Genomic DNA, 16,017 nt, shown 5'->3' on the forward strand with positions numbered 1-16,017 from the left:
AAGTGGCAGGTCTCGCTGTCTGTGTGCTGATGGAGCCATCATCATGGATAACTTTATTGCCGGTTTGCCCAAGCTGGAGTTGCACCTGCATATAGAGGGGTCACTCGAGCCGGAGCTGATGTGTATGCTGGCCGCCCGCAACGGGGTGGCGCTGCCCTGGTCTGACGTGGGGAGCGTGCGCGCCGCCTATGACTTTGACTGTCTGCAATCCTTCCTTGATCTCTACTACCTTGGCGCCAGCGTACTCATCACAGAGCAGGATTTTTTCGATCTCACCTGGGCCTATCTCAAGCGCTGTGCCGCCGACAAGGTGGTGCATGTGGAGATCTTCTTCGATCCGCAAACCCACACCGCCCGAGGCATCCCCTTTGCCACCGTGCTGGGGGGCATAGAACGGGCGCTGCAGGCGGGGGAGCGGGAGCTGGGCATCAGCTGGCGGCTTATCATGAGTTTTCTGCGTCATCTGAGTGAAGAGGCAGCGTTCGCCACCCTGGATGACGCCATGCCTTTTCTCGCCCGCATTCACGGCATTGGTCTCGATTCGGGGGAGAAGGGCAATCCCCCCGCCAAGTTTGCCCGGGTCTTTGCCCGTTGTCGCGAGCTGGGGCTGCCTGTGGTGGCCCACGCAGGCGAAGAAGGGCCGGCCGAGTATATCTGGCAGGCCATCCATGAGCTGCAGGTACGCCGCATCGATCACGGGGTGCGCTGCGTCGATGATCCCGACCTGCTGCGTTATCTGGCCGATACCCGGTTGCCGCTCACCGTCTGCCCCCTTTCCAATACCCGTCTCAGGGTGTTTGAGCGAATGGCTTATCACAATGTGCTGACCCTGCTGGAGCAGGGGCTGTGCGTCACCATCAACTCCGACGATCCCGCCTATTTTGGCGGCTACATGGCAGCCAACTTCCACGCCCTGGCCCATGATCTTGGCGCCAGCATGAACCAGCTTTGCCGCTTGTCGCTCAATGCCGTCGAGGCGAGCTGGCTCAGCCTGGCGGACAAGGCGCGGTTGACCCGGGAAATAAGAAGCTACGCCGCCTGTTACGGTGTGGCCCTCTACTGACCTCTGGCTCGCTGACGCCACACCCCAAAAAACGCGCCCGCATCAATAGCGGGCGCGTTTTACTGTGCGGCTTTGTGACCGAGGTGGGCGGCTTGCCAGTCTCAGGCTGACTGCGTCTCGGCTAGCGCCTGATAGCTCGGGTAGTCGGTCAGTCCCTTCTCACCGCCGCCAAACAGGGTCGCCGGATCATGGGGCGCGAGGGGGTAGCCGTGGCGCAACCGGTTCGGCAGATCCGGGTTGGCCACGAAGGGACGACCAAAGCCAATCATGTCGGCCCAGCCCGCATTGAGAGCGGCACGCGCCCGCTCACCGTCATACTTGCCCGCATAGATGAGGGTGTTGGGGAAGGCATCTCGCAACCCCTGCTTGAAGTTTTCCGCCATCAGGGGCGCATCGTCCCAGTCCGCTTCGGCGATATGCAGATAGGTGACGTCCAGTTCACCCAGCAAGCGAGCGGCGGCCAGATAGGTCTCTTGCGGGTTGGCATCAACGGTGCCGTTGAGGGTGGTGAGCGGCGCAAGGCGCACTCCGACCCTGTCCGCCCCGATTTCGGCACTGACCGCTTGTGTCACCTCTTTGAGGAAACGCAGGCGATTTTCCAGTGAGCCACCGTAGTTGTCGGTGCGGGTATTGGACTCGGAGTCGAGGAACTGGTTGATGAGGTAACCGTTGGCAGCGTGCAGCTCTATGCCGTCAAAGCCGGCGTTCAGGGCATTGCGAGCCGCCTGGCGGAACTGGCCCACTACCGCATCTATGTCGCTCTGGGTCATGGCGCGCGGGGTTGTGGTCTCGACAAAACCGGGAGCATCGCTGCCGTTATCGACAAATACCCGCACCCCTTCTGCTCTGATGGCAGACGAAGAGATGGGCTGGGCCCCGCCGATATTGTCAGTATGCGTGACGCGCCCCACGTGCCAGAGCTGGGCAAAGATGGTGCCCCCCTTGGCATGGACAGCATCGGTCACCCCCTTCCAGCCCGCTACCTGCTCGGCGCTGTGGATCCCGGGGGTCCAGGCGTAGCCCTTGCCCAGCGGGTCTATCTGGGTGCCTTCGCTGATGATGAGGCCGGCCTCGGCGCGCTGGGCGTAATAGGTGGCCATAATGGCGTTGGCCACGTCACCGGGCTGGCTGGCGCGGGAGCGTGTCATGGGGGGCATGACGATGCGGTTGTTAAGGTGCAACTGGCCCAGACGCAGCGGGCAGAACAGGTTATCGTGGCTCATTTTGTGTTCCTCATGGTGGGATTGAGGTCACTCTAGTCCTGCTTTTATTTGTGAAAAAGAGGGGTAATTGCAGAAAAGAATTGCACTTGATGCAGCAATCAAGCATCAGCGGCAAACAGTCATAAAAAAGAGGGCCGCTTGGCCCTCTTTTTTGGTTGGTCGTGCGGTTCGTGTGATCAGGGGTTCAACGGTGTGACGCGCACCCGTTCGATGCGACGCTCGCTGACTTCGATCACCTCGAAGTGCAACTGCTGCAGTTGCAGCTGCTGGCCCGGAGTCGGCAGTGTGCCGAAGTGGGAGAGCAGCATGCCTGCGAGCGTCACGTATTCATCGCTGTCACTTACCAGTCCCTCGTATTCCAGCACCTGCTCCACATGGTGGATGTTGGTGCTGCCATTGATGAGCCAGCTCTCGCCATCGCGCACCATGTCCGGGGTTTCATCTTCATCAGGCAGCTCGCCGACGATGGCTTCCAGCAGATCGTGGGTGGTCACCAGACCCTGGATGACGCCAAACTCGTCGGCGACCAGAATGAGGCTGCCTTTGGCCTTGCGCAGCTCTGCCAGCAAGCGGATCACGTTGATGGTCTGGGGCACGATAATGGGGTCATTCTGTTTGGCCAGCTCGGTCAGGGACTGCCCCTCGTTGAGGGCAAACAGCAGATCCCGCGCCTTGAGCACGCCTATGACCTCGTCCAGATCGCCGTCACAAACCGGGAACAGGCTGTGGGGCTCCCGCTGCAACACGGCACGGATCTCTTCGACCGAGTCATTGACGTCGATCCAGGCCATGTCGGAGCGAGGGGTCATGATGGTGCGGATGGATCGATCGGCAAGGGACAGTACCCCGGTCACCATATAGCGCTCCTCTTCCCCGAAGCTCAGCGGCTCGGGTGTCGGTGCATCCAGATCATCATCCGGCCTGTCCTGATACGCCTTGCTGCCCATCAGTTTGAAGATGGCGGCCGTGGTGCGCTCGCGCAGGGGCAACTTGGCCTCATGACGCTCTGCGCTGCGCTGGGACAACTGGTTGAAGAACTCGATAAGCACGGAGAAACCGATAGCCGCGTAGAGGTAGCCCTTGGGAATGTGGAAGCCAAATCCTTCCGCCACCAGGCTGAAGCCTATCATCAGCAGGAAGCTCAGGCAGAGCACCACCACTGTGGGGTGGGCGTTGACGAAGCGGGTCAGCGGCTTTGACGCGAGCACCATCACCGCCATGGCGATGGTGACGGCCGCCATCATGACCCAGAGATGTTCCACCATGCCCACTGCCGTGATGATGGAGTCCAGCGAGAAGATGGCATCCAGCACCAGGATCTGGGTGATCACCACGCCAAAGCTGGCATAGACGCCGACCGGGCCATCTTCTGGCTGTTTGGATTCCAGCCGCTCATGGAGCTCGGTGGTGGCCTTGAACAGCAGGAACAGGCCGCCGCCCATCAGGATGAGATCCCGACCGGAGAAGGCAAAATCACCGAGGTGAAGGATGGGGGTGGTCAAGGTGACCAGCCATGACATCACGCTGAGCAGGGCCAGGCGCATCAGCAGCGCCAGTGACAGGCCTATGATACGGGCACGATCCCGCTGGGCGGGGGGCAGTTTTTTCACCAGGATGGCGATGAAGACCAGGTTGTCTATCCCGAGCACGATTTCCAGAATGATCAGGGTAAACAGACCAACCCAGATGTGGGGATCCAGCAGCAATTCCATGTAATGACCTCAATAAATACAGACAGAGCGGGTATCAGTCACGGCAACAGTGGCCGCGGCAGTGCAAGGCAATGGCGTTATTCAGAGGCGCTGATGAAGCAGGTAAAGACAGAGTTTGACAGGAAGAAACGAAAGGTAACTTCGGGGGTTGTCCATGATGGGCAATAAAACCTCGGGTTAAAAATGAGCCCTGATGATAGCGAGAATCGGCGCTTTGGCAAGAGCAGGGCGATGAAGATGTGATGACGCAGGGGAGGCAGCCTGGCTGCACTCCCCCTGTGGAGCGTTACAACCAGCGTTTTTCGCGGGTGAAGCAGACCGAGAGCCAGGCATCCCCCAGGGTATCGCCGAGGCGTGACCAGAGCTCCTGGCGCAGGGCATCCTGGCGCTCGACAGGCCACTCCTGCCCCGGTGCCACCAGTATGTTCAACTCCAGATCGAAGCGACGACCGCTCTTGGCCAGATGGCTGTAGCACTCGATGCCATGGCGCTGGCGCAGGGCTTCAATCTCGCTGGCGACCCGCTGGGACACATCGCCCTTGGGGGCAATCTTCAACACTTCTCGGAGATTGCGGCTCAGCACCTTGATGGGAATGAGGGTGGCGCACAGGGCCAGCAGAGAGACCAGCATGGGGTCTATGTAGCGGTTGTATTGACCATGGCCCATGGCATCGAGGCCCATGGCGACCAGAAAGCCCACCAGCAGGGTGGCGCTTAAAATGGTGTCGACCAGCCACTCTTCGGAATCGACGCGCACCAGCTCCGAGTTGAATCGCTTGGCCATTCGCGCCTCGACAACATAGATAAGTGCACACAAAAAGGTGGAGATGGCGGCGCAGATGAGGGCGTGACCGAGATCTATCTCGCGACCACCGGCCAGCAGGGAGGTGATGCCGCTGTAGAGGGCACCGAGACAGAGCAGCAAAATGATGATCCCGTTGATGACGTTGGCAATGGGCTCGAAGTGAGCGTAGCCATACTGAAAGCGGTCATCTGAGGGGCGGGTAACCAGGTAGGCGGTAACCAGACCAAGGCCTGTCATGCCCATGCTGAACAGGCTGAAGATGCCATCGAGCATGATGGCGTGGGAGCCAACCAGCAGACCATAGCCAATCCCGAAGATGGCAAAGGCGATGCTGCCGAACAGTGACAGGGTCAAGGCCTGTTTCTCTGTGGTAATAAACGTACTGATAACATGGCTGTGGTGAGCCATAACAATCCTCCTTTCAAATGGTGAATATTGCCAAGCGCAAGCGGTTTTCTAGCTGATATACTGCCCGCTCACATGTGAGCAGACTGGCCCTGATACCCGCAAAGAGGCAGCCAGGGCAGTCTTTGTCGCCGGAGTACCGGCATCAAGCAAAGGATGGGAACAAGGATTCATGATCCCGAGACTCGATTACCAGGACAGTTTGTCACCTACAACCCTGCAGTTTCTTGAGTTGCTGGCGCGATCAGCATTTCGTGGTGATATCGAAAAGTCTTATGCAAGCCGGTTGGCGATGGCGACGGATAACAGCGTCTATCAGGTCGTACCTCAGGCGGTGCTCTATCCGCGCAGTGCGGATGACATTGCAGTGATGCTCAAGTTGGCACGGGGGCCCGAGTACGCAGCCTTGAGTTTCTTCCCTCGCGGCGGCGGTACCGGCACCAATGGCCAATCCCTGGGCGGCGGCATTATCGTCGATCTCTCCCGCCATATGAACCAGGTCATGGAAATTAATCTGGAGGAGGGCTGGGTGCGCGCTCAGGCCGGGGTGGTCAAGGATCAGCTCAACGCCTATTTGAAACCCCACGGTTATTTCTTCTCGCCGGATCTCTCCACCTCCAATCGCGCCACTCTGGGCGGCATGGTCAACACCGATGCCTCCGGGCAGGGGTCGCTCGTCTACGGCAAAACCTCGGATCACGTGCTGGGCTTGAAAGCCGTGCTGGAAAACGGTGACATCATGGTCACAGAGCCGGTCAATGGCTCCCGTCTTGAAGACAAGCTGGCCCTCGAGAGTAGGGAAGGGGAGATCTACCGCACCCTGTATCGCATCGGCCGCGAGCGCCGCGCCGACATCGAAGCCACTTTCCCCAAGCTCAACCGTTTTCTGACCGGTTATGATCTCAAGCACCTCTATGCCCCCGACACCGACACCCTAGATGTGAGCCGGGTATTGTGCGGCTCGGAAGGCTCCCTGGGGTTTATCACCGAAGCCAGGCTCAATATCACACCGATCCCGCGTTACCGGACCCTGGTCAACGTCAAGTACGACAGCTTCCCCTCGGCCCTGCGCAATGCCCCCTTTATGGTGCAGGCGCAGGCCCTGTCGGTGGAGACGGTGGATTCCCGCGTGCTGGGACTGGCCCGGGCCGACATCATCTGGCACTCGGTCAAGGCATTCATTGAGGACGTGCCCGGCAAGGATCTGCAAGGGCTCAATATCGTCGAGTTTGCCGACACCGACGAACAAGAGCATCAGGCCAAAGTGGCTGAATTGTGCCGGCGCATCAATGGGCTGCTGGCGCAAGGGGAGGCGGGTGTCATCGGCTATCAGGTGTGCAGTCACCTGCCGAGCATCGAGACTATCTACGCCATGCGCAAGAAGTCGGTGGGGCTGCTTGGCAACGCCGAAGGGCGTAAAAAACCGGTGGCTTTCACCGAAGATACGGCAGTTCCCCCTGAGTCGCTCGCCGATTTCATCATGGAGTTTCGTGCCCTGCTCGACGGCCACGGCCTCGACTACGGCATGTTCGGCCACGTCGATGCGGGGGTATTGCACGTGCGTCCCGCGCTGGACTTGTGCGACCCCGAGCAGGAAGTGCTGCTGCGGCGCATCTCGGATCAGGTGGTGGCGCTCACCGCCAAATATGGCGGCTTGATGTGGGGGGAGCACGGCAAGGGTTTTCGCTCCGAATACAGCCCCGCCTTCTTCGGCGAGCTGTGGGAAGAGTTGCAGCGGGTCAAAGGCGCCTTTGACCCCGACAACCGCATCAACCCGGGCAAGATCTGCATGCCTTATGGCAGCGGAGCTTCGCTTGTGTCGGTAGACGGGCCCAAGCGCGGCAAGTTTGACCGCCAGATCCCCATCGCAGTGCGGGAAAGCTATACCCGCGCCATGGATTGCAACGGCAATGGCCTCTGTTTCACCTTCGAGACCGACTCCCCCATGTGTCCTTCGGTCAAGATCAGCAAAGACAGACGTCACTCTCCCAAGGGGCGTGCCGGCTTGATGCGTGAATGGTTGCGCCAGTTGGCGGAGCAGGGCTTCGATCCTCTGGCTGAAGAAGTGGCGTTGCAATCGGGTGGCCTGCGCTTCAAGGCGATCGTCGACAAGTTTCGCAACACCCTGGCCCGCGCCCGTGGCCAGTATGACTTTTCCCACGAGGTGATGGAGGCGATGGAGGGGTGTCTGGCGTGTAAAGCCTGTACCAGCCAGTGCCCCATCAAGGTGGATGTGCCCACCTTCCGTGCCCGTTTCATGCAGCTCTACCACAGTCGCTATCTGCGGGGCCCCAAGGATTACTTCGTTGGTACAGTGGAGAGTTATGCACCGCTGCTGGCCAAGGCGCCGAAACTGGTCAACTTTTTCCTGGAAAAAGAGTGGGCCCAGAAGGCGACCGAGAAGAGCATCGGCATGGTGGATGTGCCCTTGCTCTCGGTACCGACCCTGGCCGAATCCCTGCACGACAACAAGGCGCGCTATTTCGACCTGCCGGGCCTTGAGGCCATGAATGCCGAGCAGCGTGCCAGAGTGGTGCTGATCGTGCAGGATCCCTTCACCAGTTATTACGACGCCCCCGTGGTACGCGATCTGGTGAAACTTGCCAGCAAGCTTGGGCTGCAACCCTATCTGCTGCCATTCAAGCCCAACGGCAAGCCCCAGCACGTGAAGGGGTTCCTGCGCGCCTTCGCCCGCACCGCGGCCAACAGCGCCCAGTTCCTCAACAAGATAGCGGCGCTCGGCATCCCCATGGTGGGCGTCGATCCCTCTCTGGTGCTCTGCTATCGCGACGAATATGCCAAGGCCCTTGGCGCGGCCCGTGGCGATTTTCAGGTGTTGTTGCCCCAGGAGTGGCTGCTTTCTCTTCCGGCCGACTCCCTGCCCCTTGCCAAGCCCACCGCGGATGTCGATGAAAAAGGAGAGGCTGAGCCCTGGTATCTGTTTGCCCACTGCACCGAGAAGACGGCCAAGCCCTCGACTCACGGTGACTGGGGGACCCTGTTCAGCCGCTTCGGTGCTCGTCTGCAGCCTGTCTCTGTGGGCTGCTGCGGCATGGCCGGTACCTATGGCCACGATGCAAAACAGGTGGAGAACTCCAAGGGGATCTATGGCCTCAGCTGGGCAGAGCCTCTGTCGAGGTTGCCCAAAGATCGCTGTTTGGCTACCGGTTATTCGTGTCGCAGTCAGGTCAAGCGGATGGAGGGGGAGAAACTCAAGCATCCGCTGCAGGCGTTGCTGGAACTGCTCTGATGCTGACTTTTCCCAAGCGGTTTCGGGTGCCACAAGCCTACCGGCACCCGCACTTCCTGCTGTTGCCAGCCACCCCGGCCCAGGCCGTGGTGGAGTTTGTGGCCATGCAGCGTGAACGGGAGCAGCTTCATCAACTGTTTCGCCTCCAGGATGTCTGGCCCTCTGACCAATTCAGCCTGAGCCAGCATGAGGGGGATCTGGAGTGGCAGCAGGCCGAGTTTCTGGCCAAGCGCTCCTTTGCCTATGGCCTGTGGAGCCCGGATCGGGAGTTGCAGTTCTGGGGCGGCGTCTATCTCTACCCCTCGGTATTGCCGGAGGTGGAAGTGGAGCTCTTCTTCTGGAAGGTGGCCGACGCGCCGCTGACCGATGCCGAGCTGGAAACCGAGCTGCGTACCTGGCTTGGCAAGGCATGGCGCTGGTCTGCGCCGCGCCTGCCCGGGCGTGATACGCCCTGGAGTGAGTGGCCTGGCGTCACCTATCCCTGGTAATGCGATTATTTCCATGGGGCCTTGCCGCTGTGCTGCCGGGCCCCATCTTTGCTTCCTGCCGATTGTTTTAACCTGTTTCTCACATTAGAGGAGTCATCACCCCCATGAGTCACGATACTGCCCCCATCTGGCGCAAGCCCATGAGTCTGGAAGGGCTCAATGCCTCGTCGCGCAACACCCTGATGGCCCACCTCGATATCATCTACACGGATGTTGGCCCCGACTGGCTCGAAGCCACCATGCCGGTGGACCACAGAACCCATCAGCCCCTTGGCATGTTGCACGGCGGCGCCTCAGTAGTGCTGGCGGAGACGCTCGGGTCGCTGGCTGCCAATATGGCGGTCGGGCCGGACAGCTACTGTGTGGGACTGGAGGTGAACGCCAACCATCTGCGCGCCAAGCGGGAAGGGGTAGTCACAGGGCGTTGCTCGCCCCTGCATCTGGGGGCAAGGACCCAGGTGTGGCAGATTGAAATTCGGGATGAACGTGGGCGTTTGTTGTGCACCAGCCGGTTGACCATGGCGGTGCTCAAACACAAGCGGGACAAGGACTCCAGCGGGGAGTGACCAGCAATAACGCACCAGTAGTGCAAAATAAGCAAGCCATAGTCGCGAGATCCCTCTATAATTGCCAACGTCTTGAGAGGCTTATCACATTTTTCAAGACAGCAGAACAAAGTGGCGCTATAATCGCCGCCTTTTTGCTATTCCGCGGTGCTTAGCCGCCTGCCTTAATCTGGAAGAATCTATGTCTGATACCGAACAACTGCCCCTTTTTAGTGAGCTTGGACTGGCCGCGCCTGTATTGAAAGCGCTGCAAGACGTGGGCTATGAGCGCCCGTCACCGATCCAGGCCGCAGCAATTCCCCACCTCATGGCGGGACACGATCTGCTGGGGCAGGCGCAAACCGGTACAGGGAAGACCGCTGCTTTTGCCTTGCCTCTGTTGTCTCGTCTGGAAGCTGGTAACCGCAACACCCAGGTTTTGGTGCTGGCTCCGACCCGTGAACTGGCCCTGCAAGTTGCCGAGGCGTGCCAACGTTACGCCAAGCACATGCCTGACTTCCACGTCCTGCCCATCTACGGTGGCTCCTCTTACGAAACCCAGACCCGCGCCCTGCGTCGCGGTGCCCAGGTTGTCGTGGGTACTCCGGGCCGTGTGATGGACCTGATCCGTCGCAAGAACCTGGATCTTTCCGGTCTGAAAGCCCTGGTGCTGGACGAAGCTGATGAAATGCTGCGCATGGGCTTCATCGATGACGTGGACTGGATCATGGAACAGTGCCCGAGCACCCGTCAGGTTGCTCTCTTCTCTGCCACCATGCCGGACCAGATCCGCCGTGTTGCCCAGAAGCACCTGAAGCAGCCCAAAGAGATCAAAATCGTCTCTAAGACCTCCACTGCACCGACCATCCGTCAGCGCTACTGGCAGGTAACCGGTCTGCACAAGCTGGACGCCATGACCCGTCTGCTGGAAGTCGAGCCGTACGAAGCCGTACTGGTCTTCGTGCGTACCAAGAACGCTGCCGAAGAGCTGGCTGGCAAACTGGCCGCTCGTGGCCATGCTTGTGAAGCACTGCACGGTGACATCCCGCAGAAGCTGCGTGAGCGTACCGTTGACAAGCTGCGTCAAGGCCAGCTGGATATCCTGATCGCCACCGACGTTGTCGCCCGTGGTCTGGACGTCGAGCGCATCACCCACGTGGTGAACTACGACATTCCGTACGATACCGAATCCTACGTGCACCGTATCGGCCGTACCGGTCGTGCCGGTCGCAAGGGTGAGGCCATCCTGTTTGTTGCTCCCCGCGAGCGTCGTATGCTGCGCGCCATCGAGCACGCCACTCGTCAGGCCATCGAGCCGATGAAGATGCCGAGCACCGAGGACATCAACCAGCACCGTATGACCAAGTTCAAAGAGCGCATCCGGGAAACCATGATGGGCGAAGAGCTTGAGCTCTACCTGAACCTGGTGAACGAGCTGATCGAAGAAGATTCTGCCGATCCGCTGGAACTGGCTGCCGCCCTGGCCAAGCTGGTACAAGGTGATCAACCGCTGCTGCTGGATGACTCCATCCCTGAGCCGCAGTTCAGCAGCAATGATCGTGGTGGTCGTGATTTCGAACGCCGTGACGGTGGCAGTGATTTTGCTGACCGTGGTGATCGTCCTGCCCGTCGCATGCCGTCCCTCGAGCCGCGTCCGTTGAAAGACAACCCGGATGTCGAGATGGAGCGCTACCGCGTAGACGTGGGTGCCCATCACGGTGTCAAGCCGGGCCAGATCGTGGGCGCTATCGCCAACGAAGCGAACATCGAGAGCCGTTTCATCGGCAACATCGATATCGCTGATGACTTCTCCACCGTCGACCTGCCCAAGGGCATGACCGCCGATGTACTGGAAGTGATCAAGAAAGCCCGTGTTTGCCAGCGTCCGCTGATGATCACCCGCTACACAGAGGTGCCGGCCGGCAGCAATACCGCCCCCCGTCCGCCCCGCAGCGATCGTCCTTTCAACAAGGATCGCCGCCCCAGCGGTGACCGTCCGTTCAACAAGAGCGGGGAGCGCCGTGAAGGTGGCTTCAACAAGGATCGCAAGTTCGGTGGCAACAAGCGCCGCGACAGCTAAGTCCTGATTGCATTGATAAAAAGGCCGCTCATCGAGTGGCCTTTTTTGTTCAGGATTTTTTATGCGCATCGAACAGCGTATCGATTTTTCTCGCTCGGCCTAATGGCTCTGTTTACATCTTTTAGGCTTTGTTTCTCTGAGCTTCTCTCTTCTCCGTCGTTGTCACTGCCTGTCATCTTAGCGTCATTCAAATCCACTCAAGCTGACATAAAAGCTGACTACCTTGATGACCATCAATGGGCAGGGTTGCCCGAATCTGTCAATGGAGAGAAAGAGGCGTGATGAATCCTGTTATACGAGTCGAGGGTCTCAGCAAGAGCTTCCATGGCAAGCCGGCGCTCCATAATTTGAGTCTGACAGTGGAGGCCGGTGAGATGGTGGCGCTGATCGGTGCATCAGGCTCCGGCAAGTCAACCCTGTTGCGCCATCTGGCTGGACTGTGCCACGCCAACAGCGGGCCGGGCAGTCTGGTTCGGGTACTGGATCGCCAGGTGCAGCAGCAAGGCAAACTGAGCCCCCGCGTTCGCCAGGTACGTGCAGATATTGGTTATATCTTCCAGCAGTTCAATCTGGTGGGACGGCTGAGTGTGCTTCACAACGTGCTGCTCGGCACCTTGGGCAGGATCCCCCGCTGGCGAGGCTCTCTGGGGCTCTTCAGTGCAGAAGAGAAAGCCGATGCCATGCAGGCACTGGCTAGAGTTGGGCTGGCTGAACTGGCGATGCAGCGGGCTTCCACCCTCTCTGGCGGCCAGCAGCAGCGTGTTGCTATCGCACGGGCCCTGACTCAGCGAGCCGAGGTGATCCTGGCCGATGAACCTATCGCATCGCTGGATCCCGAGTCGGCCCGCAAAGTGATGTCCATTCTGGCAGACATCAATCGCCAGGATGGCAAGACGGTGGTGATCACCCTGCATCAGGTTGACTACGCCATGCGTTACTGCCAACGCGCGGTGGCCCTCAAGGGCGGGCACATTCACTTTGATGGTCCCATCTGCGATCTGACCCAGATGCAGCTGGACTCTCTTTATGGCGCAGCGTCCTACGACAGCGTCAATATTCTCTCCGAAGTTGCCTCCTCCAGGCATGAGTCCGGTTTGACCGAGGCTCTGGCCTGATCCTGTTTAGTGTTATTCAACCCATTAGCTGTTCAATACAAAGGAGTGTCAGTTCATGTTCAAGCGTATGCGTCACGTACTCGCGGCTTCTGCCCTGCTGGGTGGGGCCTTGGTCAGTGGCCAGGCCCAGGCGGCCGGGCAAGAGCTCAATTTCGGGATTATCTCTACCGAGTCGTCCCAGAATCTCAAGGCAATGTGGGATCCGTTCATCGCCGACATGAGCAAGCAGACCGGCCTCAAGGTCAACGCCTTTTTTGCCCCTGATTATGCGGGCATCATACAGGGCATGCGTTTCAACAAGGTGGACGTGGCCTGGTATGGCAACAAGGCAGCTATGGAAGCCGTGGATCGCGCCAACGGTGAAATCTTCGCTCAGACGGTCGCCGCCAACGGATCCGAGGGTTACTACAGTCTGGTGGTGGTCCACAAGGACAATCCGGTCAGCACCATCGACGACATGCTGGCCAAAGCCGGCGAGCTCACCTTCGCCAATGGTGACCCCAACTCAACTTCAGGTTACCTGGTGCCCGGCTATTACGTGTTTGCCAAGAACAATGCCGATCCTAGCCGTATCTTCAAACGCACCCTGAATGGCAGTCACGAGGTGAACGCCTTGTCCGTGGCCAACAAGCAGGTGGATGTGGGTACCTTCAACAGCGAGGGGATGGAAAGGCTGCAAGAGATGGCACCGGATAAAGCCGCTCAGCTGAAAGTGATCTGGACCTCACCCCTGATCCCTTCCGACCCCATGGTATGGCGCAAAGGGCTCGATGATGGGGCCAAGGAACGTATCCGCACCTTCTTCATGACCTATGGGGATCAACCCGCCGAGCAGCAGGTCCTGACCGGTTTGCAGTGGGCCAAGTTCAAGCCCTCTGACGATGATCAACTGTTGCCCATCCGTCAGCTGGAGCTTTTCAAGAAGCGTACCGAGGTGGCGAATGGCAACCTCAAAGAGAGCGATAAAGCCGCCCAGCTCAAGATACTGGACGAGCAACTGGCCCAGCTGGAGCAGCGCATGGCTGCCAGTGCCAGCTGATGTCAACCCGTGCCCCCGCCCGGGGGCACTTATCTTCACGATACCTTGTCGAGAGTCACTATGAGCAGTATCACTGCCGTTCCTCATCCCGCTGTCCCCAATAGCAAGCCATCCTGGCGCAGCTTGACAGGCTGGGGTCTCTTTATGGCCGTGTTGGCCTGGTCATGGCAAGGGGCTGAGATGAATCCGCTTGCCCTCTACCGGGATGCGGGCAACATGGCCCAGTTTGCCGCTGACTTCTTTCCTCCGGACTTTTCCCAGTGGCAGCTCTACCTGCGCGAGATGATAGTGACGGTTCAGATCGCTCTGTGGGGGACTGTACTTGCCATTATCTGCGCCATTCCCCTTGGCATCTTGTGTGCCGAGAACATAGTGCCCTGGTGGGTCTATCAACCGGTCCGCCGTCTGATGGATGCTTGTCGCTCCATCAATGAAATGGTGTTTGCCATGCTGTTTGTGGTGGCCGTGGGACTGGGGCCCTTTGCCGGTGTACTGGCGCTGTTTATCGGAACCACAGGGGTACTGGCCAAGCTGTTTGCCGAAGCGGTGGAAGCCATAGAGCCGGGTCCTGTGGAAGGGGTGCGGGCAACCGGCGCCAGTGCGCTGCAGGAGGTGATCTATGGGGTCATTCCCCAGGTGCTGCCGCTGTGGATCTCCTACTCCCTCTACCGCTTTGAGTCCAATGTCCGTTCCGCCACTGTGGTGGGCATGGTGGGTGCAGGTGGAATAGGGGTGATGCTGTGGGAAGCCATTCGCGGGTTTCAGTTTGGCCAGACCTGCGCCCTGCTGATCGTGATCATTCTGGTGGTGAGCATGCTGGACCTGCTTTCCCAGCGGCTGCGCAAACAGTTTATCTAAGGGCCTTGGTCCACAAAGTGAAAAGGCGACCCCGAGGTCGCCTTTTGCATGTCTGCATCTTGCTCGAGTGCTAGAGCACCATGGCCGCCACCCAGCCAAAGAGGATGAGCGGGATATTGTAGTGAATAAAAGTGGGCACCACGCTGTCCCAGATATGGTCGTGCTGACCATCGACATTGAGACCCGACGTGGGGCCCAGGGTCGAATCCGAGGCGGGTGAACCTGCATCCCCCAGCGCACCGGCGGCGCCAACCAGGGCCATGGTCGCCATGGGGGAGAAGCCGAGGTGGATACAGAGCGGCACATAGATGGTGGCTATGATGGGCACAGTGGAGAAGGAGGAGCCAATCCCCATGGTGATCAAGAGACCAACCAGCAGCATCAGGAAGGCGGCGAGGCCTTTTTGATCCCCGATCACCGCAGAGACGGATTGCACCAGGCTCTCCACCCCCTGGGTCGCCTTCATCACGGCGGCGAAGCCGGCGGCTGAGATCATGATGAAGCCGATGAGGGACATCATGCGCACGCCCTGGGTGAAGGCGTCCTGGCTCTCGCGAAACTTGATGACACCGCCACAGGTAAAGATGACAAAGCCTGCCAATGCACCCAGCACTATGCTGTTGGTCATCAGCTGCAGCCCGAGGGCGACGGCGATGGCCAGCAGGGCAACCCAGATATGGTTGAGATTGAGCTCGGTGGATTCGGGCTCGGCGGCCAGGATCTTGTCCATGTCATACTGGCGTGGCTTGCGGTAGGTGATGAACACGGCGACCAACAGACCAAGGAACATCCCAAGCACAGGGATTGCCATGGCCATCGGCAGCTGGCCAAGCTCGACCGGCACCCCGTTGTCGATCAGGTTCTTGGCCAGTATGTTGTTGAGGAAGATGCCACCAAAGCCCACCGGCAGCAGCATATAGGTCGCGGTCAGGCCGAAGGTGATGACGCAGGCCACCTGACGGCGGTCGATATTCATCTTGGCCATGACGTGCAGCAGCGGCGGGATCAGGATGGGAATAAAGGCGATGTGGACCGGGATCAGGTTCTGGGAGGCGACGGATACGCAAAGGACGGCGCCGAGCAGCAGTGTCTTGACCCAGAGGATGCGGGAGCTGCTGGCATCTTGCCCCAGCTGGTTGATCACCTTGCGGGCCAGCAGGTCGGTGATCCCGGAGCGGGAGATGGCGACCGCAAAGGCCCCCAGCATGGCATAGGAGAGAGCGATCTCTGCGCCACCGCCCAGGCCACCACTGAAGGTGCTGAGGGTGTCGGCCAGGGATAGGCCACCCAGCAGGCCACCTACGATGGCGCTGATGGAGAGCGAGACCACCACATTGATCCGCAGCAGGCTGAGCACCAGCATCAGCGAGACCGCGACAACAACAGGGTTCATGTGACTTCCTTTTAATGGTTATTGGTTGTCTGTCTTTTGAA

At 59.5% G+C, this 16,017-nt stretch carries 12 protein-coding genes; 8 read left to right on the forward strand and 4 right to left on the reverse strand.

Going from position 1 to position 16,017, the window contains the following annotated elements:
- Positions 1 to 43: 43 nt before the first annotated feature.
- Positions 44 to 1,063, forward strand: coding sequence for an adenosine deaminase (locus OKC28_RS14775; protein ID WP_270689992.1), 1,020 nt, complete (start codon positions 44 to 46; stop codon positions 1,061 to 1,063).
- Positions 1,064 to 1,164: 101 nt separating this feature from the next.
- Here OKC28_RS14775 and OKC28_RS14780 read toward each other — a convergent pair whose 3' ends face one another.
- From OKC28_RS14780 to OKC28_RS14790, 3 genes are all read right to left on the reverse strand, one after another.
- Positions 1,165 to 2,286, reverse strand: coding sequence for an alkene reductase (locus OKC28_RS14780; RefSeq protein ID WP_270689994.1), 1,122 nt, complete (start codon positions 2,284 to 2,286; stop codon positions 1,165 to 1,167).
- 176 nt (positions 2,287 to 2,462) lie between these two features.
- Positions 2,463 to 3,998, reverse strand: coding sequence for a TerC family protein (locus OKC28_RS14785; RefSeq protein ID WP_219615541.1), 1,536 nt, complete (start codon positions 3,996 to 3,998; stop codon positions 2,463 to 2,465).
- Between the two features lie 286 nt (positions 3,999 to 4,284).
- On the reverse strand, positions 4,285 to 5,211 hold the full coding sequence (locus tag OKC28_RS14790) for a cation diffusion facilitator family transporter (protein WP_059169658.1): 927 nt from the start codon (positions 5,209 to 5,211) through the stop codon (positions 4,285 to 4,287).
- Between the two features lie 169 nt (positions 5,212 to 5,380).
- On the opposite strand from OKC28_RS14790, the gene ydiJ reads away from it, so the two are divergent.
- The 7 genes from ydiJ to phnE all read left to right on the forward strand — a co-directional run bounded on the left by ydiJ (position 5,381) and on the right by phnE (position 14,583).
- A complete protein-coding gene (gene ydiJ / locus OKC28_RS14795) occupies positions 5,381 to 8,458 on the forward strand; it encodes a D-2-hydroxyglutarate dehydrogenase YdiJ (RefSeq protein ID WP_270689997.1) in 3,078 nt (1,025 codons plus the stop codon).
- Positions 8,458 to 8,946, forward strand: coding sequence for a hypothetical protein (locus OKC28_RS14800; RefSeq protein WP_270689999.1), 489 nt, complete (start codon positions 8,458 to 8,460; stop codon positions 8,944 to 8,946). Before ydiJ ends, OKC28_RS14800 begins: the two co-directional genes overlap by 1 nt.
- Before the next feature lie 104 nt (positions 8,947 to 9,050).
- Positions 9,051 to 9,512: a hotdog fold thioesterase gene (locus tag OKC28_RS14805; protein ID WP_265434584.1), complete on the forward strand. Its 462-nt coding sequence runs from the start codon at positions 9,051 to 9,053 to the stop codon at positions 9,510 to 9,512.
- 181 nt (positions 9,513 to 9,693) lie between these two features.
- On the forward strand, positions 9,694 to 11,571 hold the full coding sequence (locus OKC28_RS14810; protein WP_017412353.1) for a DEAD/DEAH box helicase: 1,878 nt from the start codon (positions 9,694 to 9,696) through the stop codon (positions 11,569 to 11,571).
- 281 nt (positions 11,572 to 11,852) lie between these two features.
- A complete protein-coding gene (phnC, locus tag OKC28_RS14815) occupies positions 11,853 to 12,686 on the forward strand; it encodes a phosphonate ABC transporter ATP-binding protein (RefSeq protein ID WP_212539941.1) in 834 nt (277 codons plus the stop codon).
- A gap of 55 nt (positions 12,687 to 12,741) precedes the next feature.
- The gene (gene phnD / locus OKC28_RS14820) at positions 12,742 to 13,725 is read left to right on the forward strand and encodes a phosphonate ABC transporter substrate-binding protein (protein WP_270690004.1); all 984 of its coding nucleotides are present in this window, start codon (positions 12,742 to 12,744) and stop codon (positions 13,723 to 13,725) included.
- A 60-nt stretch (positions 13,726 to 13,785) separates the two neighbouring features.
- A complete protein-coding gene (gene phnE, locus OKC28_RS14825; RefSeq protein WP_040094714.1) occupies positions 13,786 to 14,583 on the forward strand; it encodes a phosphonate ABC transporter, permease protein PhnE in 798 nt (265 codons plus the stop codon).
- Positions 14,584 to 14,653: 70 nt separating this feature from the next.
- Here phnE and OKC28_RS14830 read toward each other — a convergent pair whose 3' ends face one another.
- The gene (locus tag OKC28_RS14830; RefSeq protein WP_099992771.1) at positions 14,654 to 15,976 is read right to left on the reverse strand and encodes a Na+/H+ antiporter family protein; all 1,323 of its coding nucleotides are present in this window, start codon (positions 15,974 to 15,976) and stop codon (positions 14,654 to 14,656) included.
- Positions 15,977 to 16,017 lie beyond the last annotated feature (41 nt).

This window comes from Aeromonas sp. D3, from assembly GCF_027705025.1.
Lineage (GTDB): Bacteria > Pseudomonadota > Gammaproteobacteria > Enterobacterales > Aeromonadaceae > Aeromonas > Aeromonas salmonicida.

Excerpts from the sequence above, each read along its gene's own strand:
- OKC28_RS14780 (WP_270689994.1), bottom strand. The coding sequence starts at position 2,286 with ATGAGCCACGATAACCTGTTCTGCCCGCTGCGTCTGGGCCAGTTGCAC.
- OKC28_RS14785 (WP_219615541.1), bottom strand. The coding sequence starts at position 3,998 with ATGGAATTGCTGCTGGATCCCCACATCTGGGTTGGTCTGTTTACCCTG.
- OKC28_RS14810 (WP_017412353.1), top strand. The coding sequence starts at position 9,694 with ATGTCTGATACCGAACAACTGCCCCTTTTTAGTGAGCTTGGACTGGCC.
- ydiJ (WP_270689997.1), top strand. The coding sequence starts at position 5,381 with ATGATCCCGAGACTCGATTACCAGGACAGTTTGTCACCTACAACCCTG.
- OKC28_RS14775 (WP_270689992.1), top strand. The coding sequence starts at position 44 with ATGGATAACTTTATTGCCGGTTTGCCCAAGCTGGAGTTGCACCTGCAT.
- OKC28_RS14805 (WP_265434584.1), top strand. The coding sequence starts at position 9,051 with ATGAGTCACGATACTGCCCCCATCTGGCGCAAGCCCATGAGTCTGGAA.
- OKC28_RS14800 (WP_270689999.1), top strand. The coding sequence starts at position 8,458 with ATGCTGACTTTTCCCAAGCGGTTTCGGGTGCCACAAGCCTACCGGCAC.
- phnD (WP_270690004.1), top strand. The coding sequence starts at position 12,742 with ATGTTCAAGCGTATGCGTCACGTACTCGCGGCTTCTGCCCTGCTGGGT.
- OKC28_RS14830 (WP_099992771.1), bottom strand. The coding sequence starts at position 15,976 with ATGAACCCTGTTGTTGTCGCGGTCTCGCTGATGCTGGTGCTCAGCCTG.
- phnC (WP_212539941.1), top strand. The coding sequence starts at position 11,853 with ATGAATCCTGTTATACGAGTCGAGGGTCTCAGCAAGAGCTTCCATGGC.
- phnE (WP_040094714.1), top strand. The coding sequence starts at position 13,786 with ATGAGCAGTATCACTGCCGTTCCTCATCCCGCTGTCCCCAATAGCAAG.
- OKC28_RS14790 (WP_059169658.1), bottom strand. The coding sequence starts at position 5,211 with ATGGCTCACCACAGCCATGTTATCAGTACGTTTATTACCACAGAGAAA.